Origin of the sequence: Tannerella forsythia 92A2 (assembly GCF_000238215.1) — a bacterium.
GTDB classification, from domain to species: Bacteria; Bacteroidota; Bacteroidia; order Bacteroidales; family Tannerellaceae; genus Tannerella; species Tannerella forsythia.
In genome coordinates this window covers 2,052,321-2,076,178 of the sequence record NC_016610.1, presented here as the reverse complement: position 1 = coordinate 2,076,178, position 23,858 = coordinate 2,052,321, and the positions used below count along the sequence as shown (strand labels likewise).

Genomic DNA, 23,858 nt, shown 5'->3' with positions numbered 1-23,858 from the left:
ATGCGGCTTTACTCATTCTTCTTTGTCTGCAAATATAATAGATTTTTTAAAGAAATCCAAATAATCTCGAGAAAAAAGAGCAAAAAACAACATTGGATATCAAAACAAGAAGAGGATCACTTCATCAATGATCCCAGCAGGCCGCGACCAAACTTAAACAAAGCATTGACTACCTCGCGTTTAGCCTTAGTCGAAGCCATCTTGGTCAAGCTACCCATCACGCTATTATCTTTTTCACGCTTGCGCTGACGCTCCAATCGCTCACGTTCGACACGTGCTGCGCGTTGTTGACGCTCTAACTCCTTTTGTTGCCTGATCTCCTCTTTCTGACGCACGGCTTCTTCCTGCGCCTGCCGTGTCCGGGCCAATCGACCGGATAAAATCTCAAAAGCCGATTCACGGTCTACCGATCGTTCATATTTACCGAATACGAGCGAGGTCTGCATCATTCGTCGACGTTCGTCCGGAGTGACAGGGCCGGCCTGTCCTTCCGGAGGAAGGATGACCGCACGTTCAACCATTGTCGGGCTGCCTTTTTCGTCAAGAAACGAAACAAGGGCCTCTCCTACCCCAAGCTCCGTAATGACCTTCTTCGTATCGAATGCCGGATTCTGTCGGAAGGTCGATGCAGCCGTAGCCACCGCCTTCTGATCGCGAGGCGTAAAAGCACGTAACGCATGCTGTACACGATTCCCCATCTGTCCCAAAATCGTTTCAGGCACATCAAGCGGATTTTGCGTACAGAAATATATACCTACCCCTTTCGAACGGATCAGACGGACCACCTGTTCGATTTTCTCCAACAACGCTTTCGAGATATCGTTGAAGAGCATATGCGCTTCATCAAAGAAGAAGACAAGTTTAGGCTTGTCCGGATCGCCAACTTCGGGCAGCTGCTCGAAAAGTTCGGAAAGCAGGTATAATAAAAAAGAAGTATAAATTTTAGGCGAGCGAATCAGTTTATCGGCTGCAAGTATATTGATGACCCCGCGTCCGCCCTGCGTCTGCATAAAGTCGAATATATCAAACGCCGGTTCTCCGAAGAATACGTCGCCCCCCTGTTCCTCGAGTGCCAACAGTCCGCGCTGAATCGCTCCGATGCTGGCCGGCGAAATATTGCCATACGATACCATATATTTACCTCGTTCCGTACCGAGATGTTCGAGCATTTTACGCAAATCCTTCAGATCGATCAACAAGAGCTGCTCATTGTCAGCGATGTGAAAGGCGATCGTGAGCACACTGCTCTGTATGTCGTTCAAATCAAGCAGACGGCTGAGAAGCACGGGTCCCATCTCGGAGACCGTCGTACGCAACGGATGTCCCTGCTCTCCGAAAATGTCCCAGAAACATACTGGAAAGCCGCGGTATTCGAAGCCTTTCTCTGCAAGACGATTCCGGTCGACACTTTTTTGCAGATGCGGATTGCTGCCTCCCGGCCTGCTAACCCCGGAAAGATCGCCTTTGATATCCGTGGCAAACACGGGAACCCCCATACTACTGAAGGTTTCAGCCATATTTTGCAAGGTACACGTCTTTCCCGTACCTGTAGCTCCCGTAATCAGCCCATGACGATTCGCCATTGGGGGGAGAAGACAGATATCCTGCCCTCCCGCAATGGCAATAAGCGCTTTTTGATTCTTCGCCAACATAAGAGTGCTATTAGGAATGAACCTTTACTTATCCATCTCTACCTCCGAAAGATCGACCACATTGGCACGGCTGGCCGCAATCCGGTCGAATTCCTCCTTGGCGCCGACGGTCAGTTTTTCATATTCACGCTGTCCGGTTCCGGCCGGGATCAAATGACCGCAAATCACATTTTCCTTCAACCCCTCGAGACGATCGATTTTTCCGCAGATCGCCGCTTCATTCAGCACCTTGGTTGTCTCCTGGAATGAGGCGGCCGACATAAAGCTGGAGGTCTGCAGAGCTGCGCGTGTGATTCCCTGCAGGATCTGATTCGTTGTTGCAGGAACGGCATCCCGCGCTTCTACCGGTTTTTTGTCACGACGTTTGAGCATACTGTTTTCGTCACGAAGTTTACGCGCCGTGACAATCTGTCCCGCATTAAGCGTTCCCGAATCACCGGCATCCGTCACCACTTTCTTACCCCAGATGCGGTCGTTCTCTTCCATCACTTCGAGCTTGTCAACGACCTGCTGTTCGAGAAAACGAGTATCTCCCGGATCCACGACTTCGACCTTGCGCATCATCTGACGAACGATCACCTCAAAATGCTTGTCGTTAATCTTCACTCCCTGCAGACGATAAACATCCTGTACCTCGTTCACGATATATTCCTGAACGGCCGTAGGGCCTTTGATCGCCAGAATATCGGATGGAGTAATCGCGCCGTCGGAGAGCGGCATGCCGGCGCGTACGTAATCGTTTTCCTGCACCAGCAACTGTTTCGACAAGGGAACCATGTACTTCTTCACCTCTCCAAGCTTCGAAGTTACCATGATTTCACGATTACCGCGTTTGATTTTTCCAAAACTGATCTCACCGTCAATCTCCGAAACAATCGCCGGATTAGACGGGTTACGCGCCTCGAACAACTCCGTAACACGCGGCAATCCACCTGTAATATCACCGGTTTTACCCACCGCACGCGGAATCTTTACTAACACCTCACCCGCTTTGATCATGTCGCCTTCTTCCTTGACCACATGAGCACCCAAAGGCAATGAATAATTCTTCAATAGCTGATTCTCAGCATCCAAAACATGCGCAGCCGGTACCTTCGTCTTATCTTTCGACTCGATGATGATCTTCTCTTTCAATCCGGTCGTTTCATCACTTTCAATCTTATACGTCACATTTTCATCCATGCTTTCGAAAGTAATCTTTCCTGCAACTTCGGAAACAATCACCGCATTGAACGGGTCCCATTCGATAATCTTATCTCCCTTCCGAACGGTTGCTCCATGCTCGAAGAATAGCTTCGAACCGTAAGGGATATTATGATTATGCAAGATAATTTTCGTATGAGGATCTACGATACGCAGCTCCGCCAAACGACTGACTACGATCTTGCACTTTTCCGTTTCCGAATCAACGGCACGCAGCTCATCAATCTCAAGTACTCCGTCGTATTTCGAAACCAAACTGTTCTCCGTCGCAATATTCGATGCGATACCGCCGACGTGGAACGTACGAAGCGTCAACTGTGTTCCCGGCTCACCAATAGACTGTGCGGCAATGACACCAACGACTTCACCTTTCTGCACCATTTGTCCCGTTGCCAGGTTACGCCCATAGCACTTCGCACAAACGCCCTTCTTCGACTCACAAGTCAGTACCGAGCGAATTTCTACACTTTCAATCGGTGAGTTTTGAATTTCCATTGCTTGCTCCTCTCGAATTTCCTCGCCCGACTTAACGATGGTTTTTCCCGTAATCGGGTGAATAACATCGTGAACCGATACACGACCGAGGATGCGTTCGTAAAGCGATGCAATCACTTCTTCATTGTTTTTCAATTCCGTACAAGTCAGCCCGCGCAATGTGCCGCAGTCCTCCTCATTGATGATCACATCATGTGAAACGTCGACAAGACGACGGGTCAAGTAACCGGCGTCAGCTGTCTTCAGCGCCGTATCCGCCAACCCTTTCCGGGCGCCGTGCGTCGAGATAAAGTACTCCAGCACCGACAATCCCTCTTTAAAGTTCGACAAAATCGGGTTTTCAATGATTTGTCCGCCCTCACTTCCGCTCTTCTGCGGCTTGGCCATCAATCCGCGCATTCCCGAGAGCTGACGAATCTGTTCTTTCGATCCGCGTGCCCCGGAATCCATCATCATATAGATGGAGTTGAATCCGTCATCGTCAGCGCTGAGTTGCTCAATCAGGGTCTTCGACAAACGGCTGTTGACGTGTGTCCACGTATCGATAATCTGATTATAACGTTCGTTATTCGTGATGAAGCCCATGTTATAGTTCGCCGTAATCTGTTCCACTTCATCATACCCTTCTTTCACGATCTCGTCCTTTTCCGGTGGGATCAGCACATCGGCCAGATTGAATGACAAACCGCCTTTGAAGGCCATATAATACCCCAGATTCTTGATGTCGTCAAGGAACTGCGCCGTACGCGCCACACCGCACACTTTGATCACACGGCTGATGATATCGCGCAGGGCTTTCTTTCCCCAAACCTCATTAATATATCCAACTTCATCCGGTACATATTCATTGGCCATCAAACGACCAACAGACGTTTCCACCATCTTTCTGACCATTCCGCCTTCCTCATTCAAGTCGTTCACATAGACCTTAATCGGCGCATGAATATCCAACTTTTTCTCGTTGTATGCGATCATTGCCTCCTCAGGTCCGTAGAAAACAAGTCCTTCACCTTTCGCTCCATGCCGAAGTTTTGTGATATAATACAAACCGAGCACCATATCCTGAGAAGGTACCGTAATCGGGGCCCCATTGGCGGGATTCAGAATATTATGTGAAGCGAGCATCAGCATCTGCGCTTCAAGCACGGCTTCGTTACCGAGCGGCAAATGGACCGCCATCTGGTCACCGTCAAAGTCGGCATTGAACGCCGTACAAGCCAGAGGATGCAACTGTATTGCCTTCCCTTCGATGAGCTTGGGCTGGAAGGCCTGAATACCCAAACGGTGCAATGTCGGAGCGCGGTTCAGCAATACCGGATGTCCTTTCATCACATATTCCAGAATATCCCATACGACCGGCTCTTTGCGATCTACGATTTTTTTGGCGGATTTGACCGTCTTAACAATGCCCCGTTCGATCAATTTACGAATGATGAACGGCTTATATAACTCAGCAGCCATGCCTTTCGGCAGACCGCATTCGTGCATTTTCAACTCAGGTCCGACGACAATCACCGACCGTGCGGAATAGTCGACACGTTTTCCCAACAGATTCTGACGGAATCGTCCCTGTTTTCCTTTCAGACTGTCTGAAAGCGATTTCAGCAGACGGTTGGCATCCGTTTTCACGGCGCTCGACTTGCGCGAGTTGTCGAACAATGAATCGACAGCCTCCTGCAACATTCGTTTTTCGTTTCGAAGAATGACTTCCGGGGCACGGATATCGATCAACCGTTTCAGACGATTGTTACGGATGATCACACGACGATACAGATCGTTCAAATCGGAGGTGGCAAAACGGCCTCCATCGAGCGGAACAAGCGGACGCAATTCCGGCGGGATAACGGGAACCACCTTAATAATCATCCACTCCGGCTTATTCCGACCTTTCGACGCACGGAACGATTCAACGACCTGCAAACGTTTCAACGCTTCATTCTTTCGTTGCTGCGAAGTGTCTGTTGTTGCATGATGACGCAGATCGTAGGATAAGGTATCCAAATCCAAACGAACAAGTAAGTCGTAAATCGCTTCTGCCCCGATCTTTGCGATAAACTTGTTCGGGTCGGTGTCCTCAAGCATCTGATTTTCTTTCGGTAAAGTATCGATGATATTCAGATATTCTTCCTCGGACAACAGGTCCATGTCATTGACACCTTCCGCGGCCCCTTTCTGAATCACGATATACCGTTCATAATAGATGATCGAATCCATTTTCTTGGTAGGCAGTCCCAACAGATAACCGATCTTATTCGGTAAAGAACGAAAATACCAGATATGCGCCACCGGAACAACCAACTGAATATGTCCGGAACGCTCGCGGCGCACCTTCTTTTCCGTCACTTCCACACCGCATCGATCACAGACAATCCCCTTATAACGAATACGCTTATATTTTCCGCAATAACATTCGTAATTTTTCACCGGGCCAAAAATCCGTTCACAAAACAAACCGTCGCGTTCGGGTTTGTATGTACGGTAATTGATCGTTTCCGGCTTCAATACTTCTCCGTACGAGTTTTCGAGAATCTCTTCCGGCGAAGCCAATCCGACGGTAATCTTCGTGAACTCACTCTTTATCTTATTTTCTCTTCTAAAAGCCATATTTTTCTATTTTATAAAGAGTTATCTTTTAATCTAATGTAAGACTTAAACAAAGGCCTCTCAATTCATGAAGCAAAACATTCAACGACTCGGGAATACCCGGTTTAGGCATATTCTCTCCTTTCACAATCGCTTCATACGCTTTCGAACGGCCGACCACATCGTCCGATTTGATCGTCAGGATTTCTTGCAAGATATGAGCGGCACCGAAGGCCTCAATTGCCCAGACCTCCATCTCTCCGAAGCGTTGACCGCCAAACTGTGCCTTACCTCCTAAGGGCTGCTGCGTAATCAACGAATAGGGGCCGATGGAACGAGCGTGCATCTTATCGTCGACCATGTGTCCCAGCTTCAGGAAGTACGTGACTCCCACCGTTGCCGGCTGATCGAAACGCTCTCCCGTACCGCCGTCATACAAGTAAGTCTTACCATAACGCGGGAGGCCTGCTTTATCAGTCCATTCATTCAAATCGTCGATCGACGCCCCGTCGAATATCGGCGTAGCAAATTTCACATCGAGTGTCTTTCCTGCCCATCCTAAGACGGCTTCGAAGATCTGTCCGAGGTTCATACGTGAAGGTACACCCAACGGATTCAAACAAATATCCACCGGTGTACCATCCTCAAGGAAAGGCATGTCTTCCTGACGTACAATCTTCGAAACGATGCCTTTGTTCCCATGACGTCCAGCCATCTTATCGCCGACCTGAATCTTACGTTTCTTGGCAATGTAAACTTTTGCGATCTGCACGATTCCCGTAGGCAACTCGTCTCCAATCGTGAGATCGAACTTCTTCCTGCGCAACTCGGCATCTAATTCTTTATACTTCTTCAGATAATTAACAATCAGCTGCTTGATCAACTCATTTTTATGGGCGTCGGTCGTCCATTTACTTACTTGCACCGTGTTATAGTCCAATTCTTCCAAGGCTTTACGCGAAAACTTGGCACCACGGGCAATCACCTCCGTATTCAGATAGTCCTTTACGCCCTGCGAGGTCTTACCGTTTGTGAGCTCCTGCAACTTATCGACAAGCAAACTTCTCAATGTGCCCATCTTCTCTTCGTATTCTTCGTCCAATTTCGGCAGCACCGCCTTATCGGACATACGAGAATTGCGTTTTTTTATCATCTTCGAGAACAGGCTCGTTTCGATAACGACTCCTTGCAACGAGGGCGTTGCCTTCAACGAAGCGTCTTTTACGTCACCGGCCTTGTCTCCGAATATTGCACGTAACAATTTTTCTTCGGGAGAAGGATCGGACTCTCCTTTCGGGGTGATCTTTCCGATCAGGATATCCCCGGGTTTAACGTGTGCGCCTACACGAATGATACCGCGTTCGTCAAGGTCTTTGATGGCCTCCTCACTCACGTTGGGGATATCGGAAGTCAATTCTTCCATACCACGCTTCGTTTCACGTACCTCCAAAATATACTCATCCACATGAACCGACGTAAAGAAATCCTCACGTACCATGCGTTCATTCAGCACTACAGCGTCCTCATAGTTATATCCCTTCCAGGGCATATAAGCGACCTTGACGTTGCGTCCCAAGGCAAGTTCCCCGTTTTGCGTCGAATAGCCTTCCGTCAAGATATCTCCGGCTTTTACCCGTTGACCGCAACGACAAATCGGACGCAAATCGACCGTTGTACTTTGGTTCGTCTTCCGCCATTTCGGAATGGTATACGTCTTCACCGCATCTTCAAAACTTACAAATTCTTCGTCTTCCGTACGGTCATATTTAATCTTGATACAGGTAGCATCGACAAAGACGATTTCGCCCTCTCCTTCTGCGATAATCTGGGTACGAGAATCACGGGCTACCTGCGCTTCAATACCGGTTCCGACAATCGGGGCATCGGTACGAATCAACGGTACGGCCTGACGCATCATGTTCGATCCCATCAAGGCGCGGTTCGCATCGTCATGTTCAAGGAAAGGAATCAGCGCCGCCGCAATCGAAGCGATCTGAGTCGGAGCAACGTCCATCAAGTCGACTTTCTCCGGCTCTACCACAGGAAAATCGGCCTCATATCTCGATTTCACCTTATCACGCACAAAACGTCCGTGATCATCCAGCGGAGCGTTTCCTTGTGCTACGATTTTGCTTTCTTCTTCTTCTGCGGTATAATACTCCAAGGCCTCCTCCGAAAAGTTTACCCTTCCTTCTTCGACCTTACGGTAAGGAGTCGAGATGAATCCCAGCTCATTGATTTTCGCATACACACAAAGCGAAGAAATCAATCCGATATTCGGGCCTTCCGGCGTTTCAATCGGACAAAGACGTCCGTAATGCGTATAGTGAACGTCACGCACCTCGAATCCGGCACGCTCGCGCGATAGGCCTCCGGGACCTAAGGCCGACAAACGACGCTTATGGGTAATCTCTGCCAACGGGTTCGTCTGATCCATAAATTGCGACAGCGCATTCGTCCCGAAGAAAGAGTTCACAACCGACGAAATCGTTTTGGCATTGATCAGATCAATCGGTGTAAAAACCTCGTTATCACGAACATTCATCCGTTCACGAACCGTACGCGACATACGCGCCAAACCGATTCCGAACTGGTTGTATAGCTGTTCACCGACCGTCCGGACACGACGGTTACTCAAATGGTCAATATCATCTACCACCGCCTTCGAGTTGATCAATTCAATCAGATATTTGATAATCTCAATAATATCTTCTTTCGTTAGAACCCGGATGTCTTCGCCGGTGGTCAATCCTAACTTACGATTTATACGGAAACGCCCCACATCTCCCAAATCATAACGCTTTTCGGAGAAGAACAGGTTCGTAATCACTTCTCGAGCACTGGCTTCATCCGCCGGCTCCGCATTACGTAATTGACGATAAATATACAATACGGCTTCCTTCTCGGAATTGCTCGGATCTTTCTGAAGCGTATTGTAAATGATCGCATAATCAGCCAGATTCTGATCTTCACGATGCAACAGGATATATTGCACCCCAGAATCTATAATTTCCTGGATACTGTCTTCGCTTAATTCCGCTTCACGGTCGATAACAACATCATTTCGTTCGATGGAAACAACTTCACCCGTATCTTCATCGACAAAATCTTCCACCCAGGTCTTCAACACGCGAGCCGCTAACTTCCGCCCGACATATTTCTTTAAGTTCGTTTTGGTTACTTTGACTTCTTCTGCCAGATTGAATATTTCGAGAATATCCTTGTCACTCTCGAAACCGATTGCACGCAACAACGTCGTTACGGGTAACTTTTTCTTACGGTCGATATACGCATACATGACATTGTTGATATCCGTTGCAAACTCGATCCATGAGCCTTTAAACGGAATAATACGGGCAGAATATAATTTCGTTCCATTGGCATGCGTACTTTGTCCGAAAAACACACCGGGCGAACGGTGCAATTGTGATACGACGACACGTTCGGCTCCGTTTATCACAAACGTACCCCGATCAGTCATATAAGGTATCGGTCCCAGATAGACGTCTTGAATCACCGTATCGAAATCTTCATGCTCCGGATCGGTACAATACAATTTAAGTTTAGCCTTTAACGGAACACTGTATGTCAGTCCGCGTGCAATGCATTCATCAATGGAATACCGAGGCGGATCTACATAATAATCCAAAAACTCCAGCACAAAATTATTTCGTGTATCGGCAATCGGGAAGTTTTCGGAAAACACTTTATACAAACCTTCCTTTTTTCTTTTTTCGGGCGGCGTATCAAGTTGTAAAAAGTCTTGAAATGACTTCAATTGTACTTCGAGGAAGTCCGGATAAGCAAGGAAGTTCTTGATCGAAGCAAAATTTATCCTTTGAGTTTGAGCTGCAGAAGACATTTAGTTAGTAGTTAGGAATTGTTTTTGAACTTGTAATGAAATAGACGCAAAAAGGTTAAGAATCCCCGACGTACGGGGAGACTTAACCATATCACCTGTTTATCAGGCCATAGACACTATTTAAGCTCAACTTCTGCTCCTGCTTCTTCCAACTTTTTCTTCAAATCTTCAGCTTCGGCCTTAGCCACACCTTCTTTGACGTTGTTCGGAGCACCGTCAACCATATCTTTTGCTTCTTTCAAGCCCAGACCGGTCAATTCTTTCACTAATTTAACGACTGCCAGCTTATTAGCACCGGCGGATTTCAGTACCACATCAAAAGAAGATTTCTCTTCGGCGGCGGCGGCACCGGCTGCCGGACCGGCTGCTACCGCTACGGCTGCCGCAGCCGGTTCAATGCCGTATTCTTCTTTCAAAATCGTCGTTAATTCGCTCACTTCCTTTACGGTAAGATTTACCAATTGTTCTGCAAAAGCTTTCAAATCTGCCATTTTTGTATGATTTAAATGATTATTATTCTATTAATTAAATTTTTATCTCTTCTCGAGCGTTTGTAAAATACCATGAATTGCCTGTCCGGATGAAGATTGCAAAGCAGACATCACATTCTTGATCGGCGACTGCAACAATCCAATCACATCTCCAATCATCTCTTCTCTGCTCTTCAGATTGACCAAAGCATCCAAATTTTCTGCCCCAATGTAGAAACTTTCCTGTACATAGGCAGCTTTCAGTTGAGGCTTAACCTCTCCTTTCATGCCTTTCGTAAAATCCTTCATCAAGCGAGCCGGAGCATTCACCACGTTCGAAAACATAACGGCCGTATTCCCCTTGAGGGTTTCATACAATGCCGAGTAGTCCGTGTCCATGGACTCCAAAGCTTTTTTAAACAAAGTATTTTTTACAACGACTAACTTCACATTTTCCTTGTAACAAACCCTTCTCAACGCACTCGTCTTCTCCGCATCCAAGGCTTCGATGTCCGTCAAGTAGAAGTTTCCATACGCTTTCAATGTTTCGGCCAGCCGTTCAACAACGATACCTTTATCTTCCTTTTTCATCTGTTCCTAAACTTTAAAGTAATTAATCTTCAAGCGTTTTCGGGTCAACCTTTATTCCCGGACTCATTGTACTGGAAAGATAAATGCTCTTTATATAAGTACCTTTGGCTGCCGACGGTTTCAATTTGATAAGCGTTGAAATAAATTCTTTCGCATTTCCGCTTATCTGCTCCGGGCTAAAAGATACTTTACCGACAGAAGAGTGAACGATTCCGGCTTTGTCGACTTTAAAATCGATTTTACCTTGTTTCACCTCTTTCACGGCGTTCCCAATTTCATTCGTTACGGTTCCGCTTTTAGGATTCGGCATCAAGCCGCGAGGGCCCAAGACACGTCCTAATGCACCAATTTTACCCATGATAGCGGGCATCGTGATGATAATATCAATATCGGTCCATCCGCCTTTGATTTTTTCGATATACTCATCCAGTCCTACATAATCGGCTCCGGCCGCTTTTGCCTCGGCTTCTTTATCAGGAGTACACAATACAAGAACCCTTGTTTCTTTACCTGTCCCGTGAGGAAGCGATACTACCCCTCTCACCATTTGGTTGGATTTACGGGGGTCAACACCGAGACGAACATCCACATCTACCGAAGCATCAAACTTAGTTGTCGTGATTTCTTTGACTAATGCCGAAGCTTCCTGCAATGTGTACATTTTCCCTTCTTCAAGCTTACCCGCCGCCAATTTCCGATTTTTCGTTACTTTACTCATCTTCCAATCGACTTTTAATGGTTCGTTTCCGGGAATGTTCCAGTGACCGTAATCCCCATGCTTCGCGCTGTACCGGCGACCATCTTCATCGCAGATTCAACGGTAAAGCAGTTCAGATCGACCAACTTGTCTTCAGCAATGGCCTTCACCGTATCCCAAGTGACTTGCGCCACTTTCTTACGGTTAGGTTGTGCCGACCCGCTCTTTTGCTTGCTGGCCTCAAGCAGCTGCACAGCAACAGGCGGTGTCTTTACAACGAAGTCAAACGTCTTATCCGCATAATAGGTAATTACCACAGGCAACACCTTACCGGCCTTGTCTTGGGTCCTGGCATTGAATTGCTTGCAGAACTCCATGATATTTATCCCTTTGGAGCCCAATGCAGGTCCAACAGGAGGAGAAGGGTTGGCTGCTCCTCCTTTTATCTGTAATTTAATTTGTCCAGCAATTTCTTTCGCCATCTTTTTTTAATTTAATATTTAATTCATATCTTGAAAAAGAACCCGTCATTCGTAACCACGACTATTCTTTCTCTACTTGTACATAACTTAATTCAAGGGGCGTTTTACGTCCAAAGATTTTAACAATCACCTTGAGTTTCTTTTTCTCCGCATTCACTTCTTCAATGATACCGCTGAAGCCGTTGAAAGGGCCATACGTCACTTTCACGGTCTCACCTACATCATACTGAACATCGAGTTCTTCCGGTTGCTCCTGTAATTCATCCAGTGTCCCTAACACACGACTCACCTCCGACGGACGCAAAGGAATAGGGTGCTCCACCCCACCCAAAAATCCGATCACATTGGGTATCTCGCGCAAACGATGGATCACCTCGCCCACCAGATTGGCCTCCACCAATACGTATCCCGGCAAATAGGCGCGCTCTTTGACGACCTTTTTGCCATTACGCATGGTAAACGTCTTCTCTGTTGGAATAAGCACTTGTGAAACATAATTTCCCAAGTCCGAATTTCTCATTTCAGCCTCCAGATATTCACGCACCTTATTCTCCTTCCCGCTGATTGCGCGGAGAACATAGAATTTTTGTTGAGAATCTGACATTACAAAAAAACCTATAAACTGTAGATGAATTTCATCACAGCCTCAAATCCGAAGTCAATGGCGCCAATAAGTACTGCTATGATAAGGGAAGCAAACATAACAACGACAGCACTATTTGACAGCTCGGCTTTCGTCGGCCAAGAAACCTTATGTACAAGCTCGTTATACGAGTCTTTGATATAAGCTATTACTCTCTTCATTATTCGTTATTTATTGCACGGAAGGAGAGGCTCGAACTCCCGACACCTGGTTTTGGAGACCAGTGCTCTACCGACTGAGCTACTTCCGTAAAGCACAGTCGACCGTTATGAACCAATCGACTGTATGCTGTTAAAACTTAATCCAACAATTCCGTAATCTGACCGGCACCTACCGTACGGCCTCCTTCACGGATGGCGAAACGCAAACCGATATTACATGCTACCGGATAGATCAATTCCACCTCGATTGTCACGTTATCACCGGGCATAACCATCTCCACGCCACTCGGCAGAGTGATTTCACCCGTCACATCCAGCGTACGGATATAGAACTGCGGACGATATTTATTGTGGAACGGCGTATGACGGCCGCCTTCTTCTTTCTTCAAGATATAAACCTCCGCCTTAAACTTGGAGTGAGGCTTAACCTGCCCCGGATGGCAAAGCACCATACCGCGCTTGATTTCATTCTTGTCAATACCACGGAGCAACAGACCCACGTTATCTCCGGCCTGACCTTCGTCCAGAATCTTACGGAACATTTCAACCCCTGTTACCACGGATTTTTTTCCGTCAGCGCCCAGACCAATAATCTGCACTTCATCTCCCGTGTGGACCACTCCCGTTTCGATACGTCCCGTAGCTACTGTACCACGTCCCGTAATCGAGAACACGTCTTCCACCGGCATCAAGAACGGTTTATCCACATCGCGCGGAGGCAGCGGAATCCAAGAATCGACGGCATCCATCAACTCCATGATCTTTTCTTCCCATTTAGCATCTCCATTCAAGCCACCCAAGGCAGAACCCTGAATAACAGGAGTATTATCGCCATCGAAATTATAGAACGAAAGCAGTTCGCGCATTTCCATTTCTACAAGCTCCAGCATTTCAGCATCGTCCACCATATCGCATTTGTTCATAAACACAACCAAACGAGGAACGTTCACCTGGCGAGCCAACAAGATATGTTCGCGAGTCTGAGGCATCGGACCGTCGGTAGCAGCCACAACGATGATAGCGCCATCCATCTGAGCAGCCCCCGTTACCATATTCTTCACATAGTCGGCGTGACCCGGACAGTCTACGTGTGCATAGTGACGGTTTGCCGTCTCATATTCCACGTGCGACGTATTAATGGTAATACCTCTTTCCTTTTCTTCCGGAGCGTTATCGATCGAATCGAACGAACGCAGCTCGGAAAGACCTTTCTTCGCCAAAACAGTTGTAATAGCAGCTGTCAAGGTCGTTTTACCATGGTCAACGTGACCGATCGTACCGATGTTTACATGCGGTTTTGTCCTGTTAAAATGTTCTTTTGCCATAACTCAAATTGTCTTTTATGTAATAATTAATAATTTCCTTCTTCTTTTCTATTTATCCGAGCCGGTGCCGAGACTTGAACTCGGGACCTCTTCCTTACCAAGGAAGTGCTCTACCGCTGAGCTACACAGGCGTTACACATCCGTTCATAAACGCACCATTATCTTCTAATGTACGCACGTACTATAATTATAATAGCCATTCGTTCAAAAACCATCTTTTCCATTCACTTCACCCCCCTCTTCTCTTTCGAGCCTCTTGTCGGATTCGAACCAACGACCCCGAGATTACAAATCACGTGCTCTGGCCAACTGAGCTAAAGAGGCCTTTAGCATAAAATGAGCCGCTTCGTGGTAAGCGAAACGGCTGCAAATTTAGACATTATTTTATTACGTAGCAAATTTCTACTTTCTTTTTTTTACTTTGCCCTGCTTTTTTCTTTTACTTTAATCAATTGCTTCTCTAAAGCAACAACAGCATCATCAACCGCCTCCTCGAATGTATCATTGACTTTCTCGGCAAAAAGGTCGTTGTTCTTTATTTTTAAACGAACACCAACCTGTTTGTTTTGAGCCGATTCCGGCTTCACGACACGCAAGGTCACCTCTGCGTCCAAAATGCCGTCATGATACTGATTCAGCTTCGAAACTTTTTTCTGAATAAACGCCTCCAAACGTTCGGTTGCGTCAAAATGAATTGCTTGAACTCTAATTTCCATAATTTACCTCCTTACTTTTTCGCTCTCGGATGAGCATGATACATTTTTTTTAGTTCTTCAAAAGTGATATGCGTATAAACAGAGGTAGAAGCCAGACTGCCGTGTCCGAGCAGCTCTTTCACGGCATTCAACTCCGCTCCGTCATTCAACATACTCGTTGCAAATGAATGCCTGAGCACATGCGGACTGCATTTTGCCAACATCGGGATACCGGACAGCCGCTTTCGAACTATACGATAGACGATGGACCCCGTCAAAGGTTCGCCGTTTTTTCGCACAAAGAGATACCTTGCATCATCGGCAGGAATCACTCTCTCTTTCAATGAGATATAATGAAGTATCATCTCTTTCAAACGCCCTGCAAACGGAATGATACGTTGCTTATTGCGCTTGCCGTTTACCCTGAGCTGCATGGCTTCCATATCAATATCGGCATACCGAATTCCGACAAGTTCCGAGCGTCGCAGACCTGTTTGATACAACATTTCAAGCAGAAGACGGTCACGCCTGCCTTCAAAATCAGAGTCGAAAGATGGACCATCAAGCAAATCAGCCATCTCTTTCTCTTTCACAAAGAAAGGTAACGGACGAGACTGCTTGGGTCCCACCACCAAACGTACGGGACTTTCAGACAATACCCCCTGCTTCAGCAAAAACTTAAAGAATGATTTCAGCGAACTCAATTTGCGGTTGACCGATCCGGGAGCCATTGACTTGTCTAAAAGAGAAACCATCCACGAACGAACACAATCAGCATCGATCAACCGAACGTCAATCACTGCTCCTTCCGCATTCGCATAGACAAACGACTCAAACTGAAGCAAATCACGCTCGTATGCCATTACAGTATGAGCAGAATACCCCCTCTCATAGCGAAGGTAACTTAAAAATGGCTTAATAAAAACATTCACGTCGCATTGTTTTAATGCGACGAATATAAGGAGATTTTTTTATTAAACCAAAAAAAGGAGTAAAAAAACGAATGATTACTCTTCGGCTTGCTGTAATTGCTGCACGTAAATCGCACGAATACGTTCTTTCCTTTTTTCAACGGAAGGTTTGGTAAAAGCCTGACGTCTTCTCAGCTCTTTTACAACCCCTGTTTTTTCAAACTTTCTTTTGAACTTCTTCAATGCTCTTTCGATGCTTTCGCCTTCTTTTAATGGAACTACAATCATAAACTCTTATTTTAATGCTTATTTTATTTCATCCGTAAAAATCGGGCACAAAAGTACGGATAGTTTTATTACTTACAAAACATTCCGATATATTTTTAACCGAATAAACAACTTCCGTTCTTTTTATCTATCTTTGTACCCAATCCATACAGACAAATTCATCCATAACAATAAAACAATGGCACTTATAAAATCAGTTCGGGGCTTCGTACCCTTGATCGGGAAAGACACTTATCTGGCAGACAACGCAACCATTATCGGAGATGTGGTGATTGGCGAAGGATGCAGTATCTGGTTCAGTGCGATATTACGCGGCGATGTAAACTCGATCCGTATCGGGAACGGGGTCAATATACAGGACGGCTCGGTACTGCATACCTTATATGAAAAATCGACGATCGAGATCGGCGACAATGTATCCGTCGGACATAATGTCACCATTCACGGCGCCAAGATATGTGACGGTGCGCTGATCGGGATGGGCGCCGTAGTGCTCGATCACGCAGTGATCGGTGAGGGTGCCATCGTGGCGGCGGGATCGGTCGTACTAAGCAACACCCGGGTAGAGCCGGGGAGTATTTATGCCGGAGCACCCGCGAAGTTCGTGAAGAAAGTAGACCCCGAGCAATCGAAAGAAATCAATCAGAAGATCGCACGGAATTACCACATGTACGCTTCCTGGTATAAATTGGAAGAATGATGCATCCTTTTTCCAGGAATCTTCTGATTCCGGCACTCACATTCATTGCATCCGTTACGGGCTATGTAGCATGGCATGCTCTGACTCGAGAGAAGAGCTCCGCATTGCCCGAGGACACAGCGCTGCAGATCGGCGAACCGCAACGGGCAAGGCTCGTCTTTGCCGGTGATCTGATGCAACACATGCCACAGGTTCGTGCGGCCCGTCGGCCGGACGGGACCTTCGACTATTCGGAAACGTTTCGTTACGTCAAACCGATCTTCGAAGAGGCGGACTTTGCCATGTTAAACTTCGAAACAACACTCACGCCTACTTCCCGTTATACAGGCTATCCGATGTTTCGCTCTCCGGCACAACTGGCGGATGCCCTTCACGATATCGGCATGGACGCCGTGGTGATGGCCAACAACCATATTTGTGACAACGGGCGAGCAGGAATCGGGTACATGACGGCGCGTTTCGACTCGCTGCGGATTGCTCACACCGGTGCGTTTATCGACAGTACGCGATATCGAATGAACCACCCGTTGCGCTTCGAGGTCAAGGGTATCCGGTTTGCCCTGCTCAACTATACATACGATACCAATGGCGTCCCCATCCCTGAAGGAACGATCGTGAACCTGATCGACACGACAGTCATTCAAAACGATTTAAAGGGAATCGACCGCTCCGAAACGGATTGTATCATCGTGTTCTTTCACTGGGGAGATGAGTACGTACGAAAACCCAACAATACTCAACGGATGCTGGCGGAGCTATGTCATCGCTATGGGACGGAAATCGTGATGGGCAGTCATCCGCACGTGATCCAGCCTTTCGAAGCCGGATACGATACGGACAGCACCATCCGTTCCGTGACAGTCTACTCGCTGGGCAACTTCGTATCGAACCAGCGTGACCGATACAAAGACGGGGGACTGATCGTTACGCTCGATATTGAAAAGAGAAATGGACAAATCTCGATTTGTCCGTACTATACGCCGGTATGGGTTTCCATGCCGAACTATCGCATTCTTCCCCCCTCGGTAGCCGATACGCTTCCGCTACCATCCGGACAACGGGAAAATTACCTCCAATTTATTCAAGACACCCGCACCCTGCTCGATAATGACCGGATATTCAGGGAGAAGTAACGGTCATAAACGCATTTCCCCAAGGATTCGGTCGGTTACACCGCTGTTCCGCCGGACATAATCACCGACGATTTGTCCGGCTTTCGCACGTTGAGCCGGATTACGGATAAATTCATCCATGCGGATTATAAACGCGGCTTCATTCTGTAAAGAGAATCCTCCTCCGCAGGCAATCAGTTCATGCGCTTCGCGAAATTTCTGATATCTGGGTCCGAACAGCACCGGGATACCGTAAACAGCCGCTTCAAGCGTGTTGTGGATCCCTTTTCCGAACCCGCCCCCCACATAAGCCACCTCTCCGTAACGATAGATGGACGACAGCAAACCGAAGCTGTCGATAATCAGACAGTCCTTACCGGACACCGGCTGATCGTTCGTCTCGGAGAGACGAATGGAAGGACGATGGAGCAGTGATTCGATATACAGCAGATGTTCCCGTGGGATTTCATGCGGCGCAATGATCAGTTTCACTTCCGGATGCGTATTAAAATATGGAATAAGGATCGACTCGTCTTCGGGCCATGAACTGCCTGCGACCAGAATCAGCGAAGTTCCGTCTCCTGCAAATTCTTTCACCGCGGGAAGCTCGCGTGCCTGCCGCTGCACGGCCAGCACCCGGTCGAAACGCGTATCTCCGCACACCTGAACGTTCGTAATCCCGAACTCAGCCAGCAGGCTTCGCGAGGCTTCGTCCTGCACAAACAGACGCTCGAAACAGGTAAGCGCTTTCTTGTACCAGCTTCCGTACCATTTGAAAAACAGCTGTTCACGCCGAAAAATACCGGAGACGAGGTACGTCGGGATCTTTCTTTTTTTCAACTCCGTCAGATAGTTCAGCCAAAACTCGTATTTGATAAAGACCGCCACCACCGGATTGGCCAGATGCAAAAACTTCCTCACCTTATACGGCGTATCGAAGGGCAAATAACAGATCACATCCGCCCCGTCGTAATTCTTACGCACTTCGTAGCCGGATGGCGAAAAGAACGTCAACAGAATTTTATAGTCGGGATAACGCTTGCGAATCGCCTCCATCAAAGGGCGTCCTTGTTCAAACTCACCGAGCGAGGCGGCATGAAACCAGATATATCGGGCATTTCGATTGATTTTCTTCCGAAGGATGCCGTTGGTATGCCACTGTCCCACGCGGGTCATCCGCGCCTTACGATGGAAGAACGAAGACAGTTCGACAACCAACGCATATAAATGCAATGCCAGTGTGTAAACGTGACGCATCAACCTAACACTTCTATCGCACGGCCGATTCTTCGAATAGTCTCCTCCTTGCCGATCGCTTCGGTGATATGAAACACTTGCGGCCCGATGCCCTGCCCCACAAGCGCCAAACGTGCGGCATTCATGATATTCCCGAGATTGTACCCTTTCCCTGCAATCCATGTTTTCACATATTCTTCGGTACCCTCTACATCAAACGGCTCACGAGGGCGTAACACCTCGATCAGTTCCGTCAACTGTGCGGCACTGTCTTCCTTCCAGCGTTTCCGGCGCGTCTTCTCGTCGTATGTTTCCGGAGCGACAAAGAAATAATACGTCTGCTCCCACAGCTCGGGCACGAAACTCACGCGCTCTTTCATCAGTCCGACGACTTTTTCGACATAAGCCTCATCCGTACCGACAACACCGTGCTGCTCGAGAACAGGGCGAAACATGGCGGCGATATCTTTATCGCTGCGCTTACGGATATATTGATGATTGAACCATTTGCCTTTCTCGTAGTCGAATTTCGCACCGCTCTTGCTGCAATGAGCCAAGTCGAAAAGCGAAATCAGTTCGTCCATCGCCATCAGTTCGCGATCATCTCCGGGATTCCATCCGAGCAGTGCCAGAAAATTGATGACAGCCTCGGGCAGATAGCCGCTCTCACGATATCCCGATGACACTTCGCCGCTCTTCGGATCATGCCATTCGAGCGGAAAGACGGGAAAGCCCAAACGGTCTCCGTCGCGCTTGCTCAGCTTCCCTCCCCCTTCGGGTTTAAGGAGCAATGGCAGATGTGCAAAGCAAGGCATCGTATCGGCCCAACCGAGATAACGATAAAGCAAGACATGCAACGGAGCGCTCGAGAGCCACTCCTCCCCGCGAATCACGTGAGTAATCTCCATCAAATGGTCGTCCACGATATTCGCCAGATGATACGTCGGCAAATGATCGGCCGATTTATACAGCACCTTATCGTCAAGGATCGAACTATTGATAACAACTTCACCACGTATCAGATCGTTCACATGGATGTCTTCGTCCGGTTCGATTTTCGTACGCACCACATAACGGTGTCCCGCATCGATCAGAGACTTCACTTCCTCAGCCGAAAGTGTCAGGGAGTTACGCATCTGCATCCGGGTCGAGGCATCGTACTGGAAGTTCGGAATCTCCTTTCGCTTGGCTTCCAGCTCTTCGGGCGTATCGAAAGCGATATAAGCCCGTCCCGCATTCAGCAATCGGTCTACATACTGTTTGTAAATCTCTTTCCGTTCGCTCTGACGGTAAGGGCCAAACTTTCCTCCATAACCCACACCCTCGTCGAAAGGAAGGCCAAGCCATTGAAACGACTCGATGATATACTCTTCCGCACCAGGCACAAAGCGCTGTGTGTCCGTATCTTCGATACGAAGAATCATCTCCCCGCCATGCTGTTTGGCAAACAAATAATTATACAGGGCTGTACGTACACCGCCGATATGAAGCGGCCCCGTTGGACTGGGTGCAAAACGCACTCTTACTTTTCGTTCCGACATATATTTAGACGAATTTGAATACTTATTACGAATGTGCAAAAGTAAGCAATTTCCGCATAATGCCGTCATATCGGAAAAAGTATTTGCCCGACAAGCCCATGAAGAGAACTCAACAAATTTATATAAACATGATTTTAATAAATAGTTTGTAGCAAGAGCATCTTATTTTTAAACATACCCTAAAAATAAAAGAATAACATTATGTATTAGATAAATAAAACTTCATATATTTGTGGCATTATAAGTAAGCACAAAAAAATAAATAGTAGAAAATGAAAAAAATAACATTTTTTCTAATGGTGTATTTAAGTTCACTCTCTTTTGCTTATGGACAAGATACCCCTAAGATGAGGTACGAAGATAAAATCAGAATTAGAGAAGCCATCAATATTTCCAAACAAATGGGAGAAAAAATCTGGAATGGAATAAATAAAGTTCCTTTTGTGATATTACTTGTAACAGACAGCCTTGAATTTTTGGTTAATCACCCTTATCCATCAGATGATTTTAAACTATCAGAAGATGATAAAATATTGAACACAAAAATTCTATACAGGAAAAGACTATTTCCCGATTTCTATTTAGCTACCTTTCCAGCAGTAAATGGGGTGAATTGCATCGTTGTTGGAACACCTGAAAAAACAAACAAGAACTCATCTGATTGGACAATTACCTTATTACACGAACATTTCCATCAGTATCAATTTACTTCACAGCACTATTATGACAAAGTAAATGCATTGGATTTATCTGGTGATGACGAAACCGGAATGTGGCAATTAAATTACGCATTCCCTTATGACAATTCAAATGTTATTGAACAATTCAAAAAATACACTTCCGCATTACTCAAGGTGATTTCTAGTATAGAAAAGAAGTCTTTTAAGAAAGATTTTAGAAACTACTTAACACAAAGGAAAAGACTTAAAAACGCACTAAGTCCTTCTGATTATCGCTATTTTTCGTTTCAAATATGGCAAGAAGGTATTGCAAGATATACTGAATATAAATTCATAAAAGCGTTAGATAATTATACCCCGACGCCCGAGATGGCACAGCTAGAAGACTTTACACCTTTTAACAGCTTGAAGGACAAGTTTTATTTATCTGAGTTAAACTCTATAGCGACTTCAAAATTGGAAAAAGATAAACGCGTTAGTTTTTATGCTATCGGATTTGCAGAGGGTATTCTACTCGACAAGCAAAATCCAATGTGGCAGGAAAAATATTTGACTGATAAATTCTATATAGAAAATTACTTCAACAATGAATAGACAGCCTTCTGCCATCACAGGATAATCGTATCAAAATCTCAAAACAAACATAGCTTCCTAAAAACAAGCGATTTAAACCAACAGACATCCACATCTGTTTTTTTACTATTTTTGCATCGGGATGCTGCATAAAACAAAGGGAATTGTATTACACACCCTTCCGTACAACGACAAGTACATGATCATCACTGTGTACACGGAAGAATTCGGACGTATTGCTTACATGGTGACGAACTCGCACCGTAAGAAAACAAAGATTCCGCATGCTTTTCTGATGCCTCTTTCCGTCCTTGACATGGAAGTGGAACATCTGAACAACAGAGAGATTCAACGCATATGCGAAGCCCGGCCCGCCTTTCCGGCGATGCAACTCCATCAGCACCCTGTAAAGAACGCCGAAGCCTTGTTCCTGTCCGAGGTTCTCTACCGGGTTATCCAGGAAAAAGAAGCGAACAGACCCTTGTTCAACTACGTGTATCATGCCATCCGATGGCTCGAAATTGCCGACGAAGGCGTCGCCAACTTTCATCTCGCATTTCTATTCCGCCTCTCGAACTACCTTGGCATCCATCCCAATAAAGAACTGTATGCCGAAGGACAATATTTTGATCTGTTGAATGGTACATTTTCGAGTACTCTTCCCGAACACAATCATTATTTAAGCAGGGAGGAGAGCTTCGTCTTCGCCCGTTTGTTAAAAATGAATTTCCAAAATATGTCGGTGTTCACTTTTTCCCGAACAGAACGTACGCGTATCATCCGCCATATTCTCGACTACTACCGTCTCCATCTATCTGATTTTCCGGAGATAAAGTCACTTGAAGTCATGCAAATCCTTTTTGATCAATAAAAAATATCCAACTCTTTAAAGATATCCGAGTCGACATTTGGTTTTTTATCCGAAAGTGCGTATCTTTGTAACGGATAAATTTATAAATTCACTTGTATGAAAGCGATTTTATCAACATTAGTTTTTACATTTTTAAGCATTACACTTATGAGTTTTGAAACACCAAAGCTTCCCTATGCACAGAATGCATTGGAACCTGTAATCAGCCAGCAGACAATTGAATATCATTATGGTAAACATTTACAGAACTATGTAAATACATTGAACAAACTTATAGTAGGTACGGAATACGAAGGAAAAAGCATTGTGGAGATTGTTAAAACAGCCCCCGACGGTGCTATTTTCAACAATGCCGGTCAAGCGCTGAATCATGAACTTTACTTCCTGCAATTCAAGCCTCAGACAGAGCATAACGCTCCTAAGGGCAAACTTGCCGAAGCCATCAATCGCGATTTCGGTAGCTTCGAGGCTTTCCAAAAGAAGTTTACGGAGGCATCCTTAACCTTGTTCGGATCGGGATGGGCTTTCTTATCCATCGATAAAGAAGGTAAATTAGTGATCACACAGGAAGCCAACGGCTCCAATCCGGTACGGAGAGGATACACTCCGATCTTCGGTATCGACGTGTGGGAACACGCTTACTATCTGGATTACCAGAACAGACGTGCCGACCATATCGAAGCGGTATGGAGCATCATCGACTGGGAAGTGGTAGAGAGCAGAATGAAATAAAGACAGGTCGCATCAGTAGGGACTACCGGCCGACGGTTAAAGCGGTTGGCCGGTCCTTTTAAGAACCGGTTCTGTAGTTCAATGGATAGAACGGAAGTTTCCTAAACTTTAAATCCGGGTTCGATTCCCGGCGGGACTACTTTCAGAAGTTGCAGAGCAACAAAAGAAAATCATAAAACGTCTTGGCTTTTTCTAGCCGAGACGTTTTTTTATACTCCGTATCGAAACGATTTTCCCAACATACATGCCAACCGACGCATCGTTTGCAAAGGCTGAACCATACCTACAAATGCACCCTTTCTACCCCTCCTATGGCATGGACGAAATAAAAGAGACTGGGCCTTCCTCAAGGTTC

At 46.4% G+C, this 23,858-nt stretch carries 20 protein-coding genes and 4 tRNA genes; 6 read left to right on the top strand and 18 right to left on the bottom strand.

Features of this window, described 5'->3' with window-relative positions:
* Positions 1-116: 116 nt before the first annotated feature.
* The 16 genes from BFO_RS08490 to rpsU form a co-directional block, all read right to left on the bottom strand.
* Positions 117-1,652, bottom strand: a complete 1,536-nt coding sequence (locus BFO_RS08490) for a helicase HerA-like domain-containing protein (RefSeq protein WP_014225278.1) — start codon at positions 1,650-1,652, stop codon at positions 117-119.
* Positions 1,653-1,676: 24 nt separating this feature from the next.
* Positions 1,677-5,954, bottom strand: coding sequence for a DNA-directed RNA polymerase subunit beta' (gene rpoC / locus BFO_RS08485; protein ID WP_014225277.1), 4,278 nt, complete (start codon positions 5,952-5,954; stop codon positions 1,677-1,679).
* 28 nt (positions 5,955-5,982) lie between these two features.
* Positions 5,983-9,795 (bottom strand): DNA-directed RNA polymerase subunit beta, encoded by a 3,813-nt coding sequence (rpoB, locus tag BFO_RS08480; protein WP_014225276.1) that lies wholly within the window; start codon positions 9,793-9,795, stop codon positions 5,983-5,985.
* A gap of 116 nt (positions 9,796-9,911) precedes the next feature.
* On the bottom strand, positions 9,912-10,286 hold the full coding sequence (rplL, locus tag BFO_RS08475; RefSeq protein WP_014225275.1) for a 50S ribosomal protein L7/L12: 375 nt from the start codon (positions 10,284-10,286) through the stop codon (positions 9,912-9,914).
* A 42-nt stretch (positions 10,287-10,328) separates the two neighbouring features.
* A complete protein-coding gene (gene rplJ / locus BFO_RS08470; protein WP_014225274.1) occupies positions 10,329-10,856 on the bottom strand; it encodes a 50S ribosomal protein L10 in 528 nt (175 codons plus the stop codon).
* 22 nt (positions 10,857-10,878) lie between these two features.
* Positions 10,879-11,574 (bottom strand): 50S ribosomal protein L1, encoded by a 696-nt coding sequence (gene rplA, locus BFO_RS08465; RefSeq protein WP_014225273.1) that lies wholly within the window; start codon positions 11,572-11,574, stop codon positions 10,879-10,881.
* 14 nt (positions 11,575-11,588) lie between these two features.
* Positions 11,589-12,035, bottom strand: a complete 447-nt coding sequence (gene rplK, locus BFO_RS08460) for a 50S ribosomal protein L11 (RefSeq protein WP_014225272.1) — start codon at positions 12,033-12,035, stop codon at positions 11,589-11,591.
* Positions 12,036-12,096: 61 nt separating this feature from the next.
* Entirely contained in the window at positions 12,097-12,639 is a 543-nt protein-coding gene (nusG, locus tag BFO_RS08455) for a transcription termination/antitermination protein NusG (protein WP_014225271.1), read from the bottom strand.
* Between the two features lie 11 nt (positions 12,640-12,650).
* Positions 12,651-12,839 (bottom strand): preprotein translocase subunit SecE, encoded by a 189-nt coding sequence (gene secE, locus BFO_RS08450; protein WP_014225270.1) that lies wholly within the window; start codon positions 12,837-12,839, stop codon positions 12,651-12,653.
* 16 nt (positions 12,840-12,855) lie between these two features.
* Positions 12,856-12,928: transfer RNA gene (locus BFO_RS08445), tRNA-Trp, on the bottom strand.
* A 48-nt stretch (positions 12,929-12,976) separates the two neighbouring features.
* Positions 12,977-14,164, bottom strand: a complete 1,188-nt coding sequence (gene tuf, locus BFO_RS08440; RefSeq protein WP_014225269.1) for an elongation factor Tu — start codon at positions 14,162-14,164, stop codon at positions 12,977-12,979.
* Between the two features lie 59 nt (positions 14,165-14,223).
* Positions 14,224-14,295: transfer RNA gene (locus tag BFO_RS08435), tRNA-Thr, on the bottom strand.
* 119 nt (positions 14,296-14,414) lie between these two features.
* Positions 14,415-14,488, bottom strand: a tRNA-Thr gene (locus tag BFO_RS08430).
* A 92-nt stretch (positions 14,489-14,580) separates the two neighbouring features.
* Positions 14,581-14,880, bottom strand: a complete 300-nt coding sequence (gene hpf / locus BFO_RS08425; protein ID WP_014225268.1) for a ribosome hibernation-promoting factor, HPF/YfiA family — start codon at positions 14,878-14,880, stop codon at positions 14,581-14,583.
* An 11-nt stretch (positions 14,881-14,891) separates the two neighbouring features.
* Positions 14,892-15,791, bottom strand: a complete 900-nt coding sequence (locus tag BFO_RS08420) for a tyrosine-type recombinase/integrase (RefSeq protein WP_014225267.1) — start codon at positions 15,789-15,791, stop codon at positions 14,892-14,894.
* 75 nt (positions 15,792-15,866) lie between these two features.
* Positions 15,867-16,058: a 30S ribosomal protein S21 gene (gene rpsU, locus BFO_RS08415; protein WP_014225266.1), complete on the bottom strand. Its 192-nt coding sequence runs from the start codon at positions 16,056-16,058 to the stop codon at positions 15,867-15,869.
* Positions 16,059-16,236: 178 nt separating this feature from the next.
* Between rpsU and BFO_RS08410 the strand changes: the two genes are divergently transcribed.
* Positions 16,237-16,758: a gamma carbonic anhydrase family protein gene (locus BFO_RS08410; RefSeq protein WP_041590812.1), complete on the top strand. Its 522-nt coding sequence runs from the start codon at positions 16,237-16,239 to the stop codon at positions 16,756-16,758.
* Entirely contained in the window at positions 16,755-17,891 is a 1,137-nt protein-coding gene (locus BFO_RS08405) for a CapA family protein (RefSeq protein WP_208854688.1), read from the top strand. Before BFO_RS08410 ends, BFO_RS08405 begins: the two co-directional genes overlap by 4 nt.
* Before the next feature lie 3 nt (positions 17,892-17,894).
* Here the strand turns inward: BFO_RS08405 and BFO_RS08400 are convergent, their stop codons facing one another.
* Entirely contained in the window at positions 17,895-19,127 is a 1,233-nt protein-coding gene (locus BFO_RS08400) for a 3-deoxy-D-manno-octulosonic acid transferase (protein WP_014225263.1), read from the bottom strand.
* Positions 19,127-20,647: a glutamate--tRNA ligase gene (gene gltX, locus BFO_RS08395; RefSeq protein WP_041590811.1), complete on the bottom strand. Its 1,521-nt coding sequence runs from the start codon at positions 20,645-20,647 to the stop codon at positions 19,127-19,129. The genes BFO_RS08400 and gltX overlap by 1 nt, the downstream gene beginning before the upstream one ends.
* A gap of 272 nt (positions 20,648-20,919) precedes the next feature.
* Between gltX and BFO_RS08390 the strand changes: the two genes are divergently transcribed.
* From BFO_RS08390 to BFO_RS08375, 4 genes are all read left to right on the top strand, one after another.
* The gene (locus tag BFO_RS08390; RefSeq protein ID WP_014225260.1) at positions 20,920-21,921 is read left to right on the top strand and encodes a hypothetical protein; all 1,002 of its coding nucleotides are present in this window, start codon (positions 20,920-20,922) and stop codon (positions 21,919-21,921) included.
* A 121-nt stretch (positions 21,922-22,042) separates the two neighbouring features.
* Positions 22,043-22,771 carry a DNA repair protein RecO gene (gene recO, locus BFO_RS08385; protein ID WP_014225259.1) on the top strand — a complete coding sequence of 243 codons (729 nt, stop codon included), beginning with the start codon at positions 22,043-22,045 and terminating at the stop codon, positions 22,769-22,771.
* A 147-nt stretch (positions 22,772-22,918) separates the two neighbouring features.
* Positions 22,919-23,503, top strand: a complete 585-nt coding sequence (locus tag BFO_RS08380; RefSeq protein WP_014225258.1) for a superoxide dismutase — start codon at positions 22,919-22,921, stop codon at positions 23,501-23,503.
* A 67-nt stretch (positions 23,504-23,570) separates the two neighbouring features.
* A tRNA-Arg gene (locus BFO_RS08375) sits at positions 23,571-23,642 on the top strand.
* Positions 23,643-23,858 lie beyond the last annotated feature (216 nt).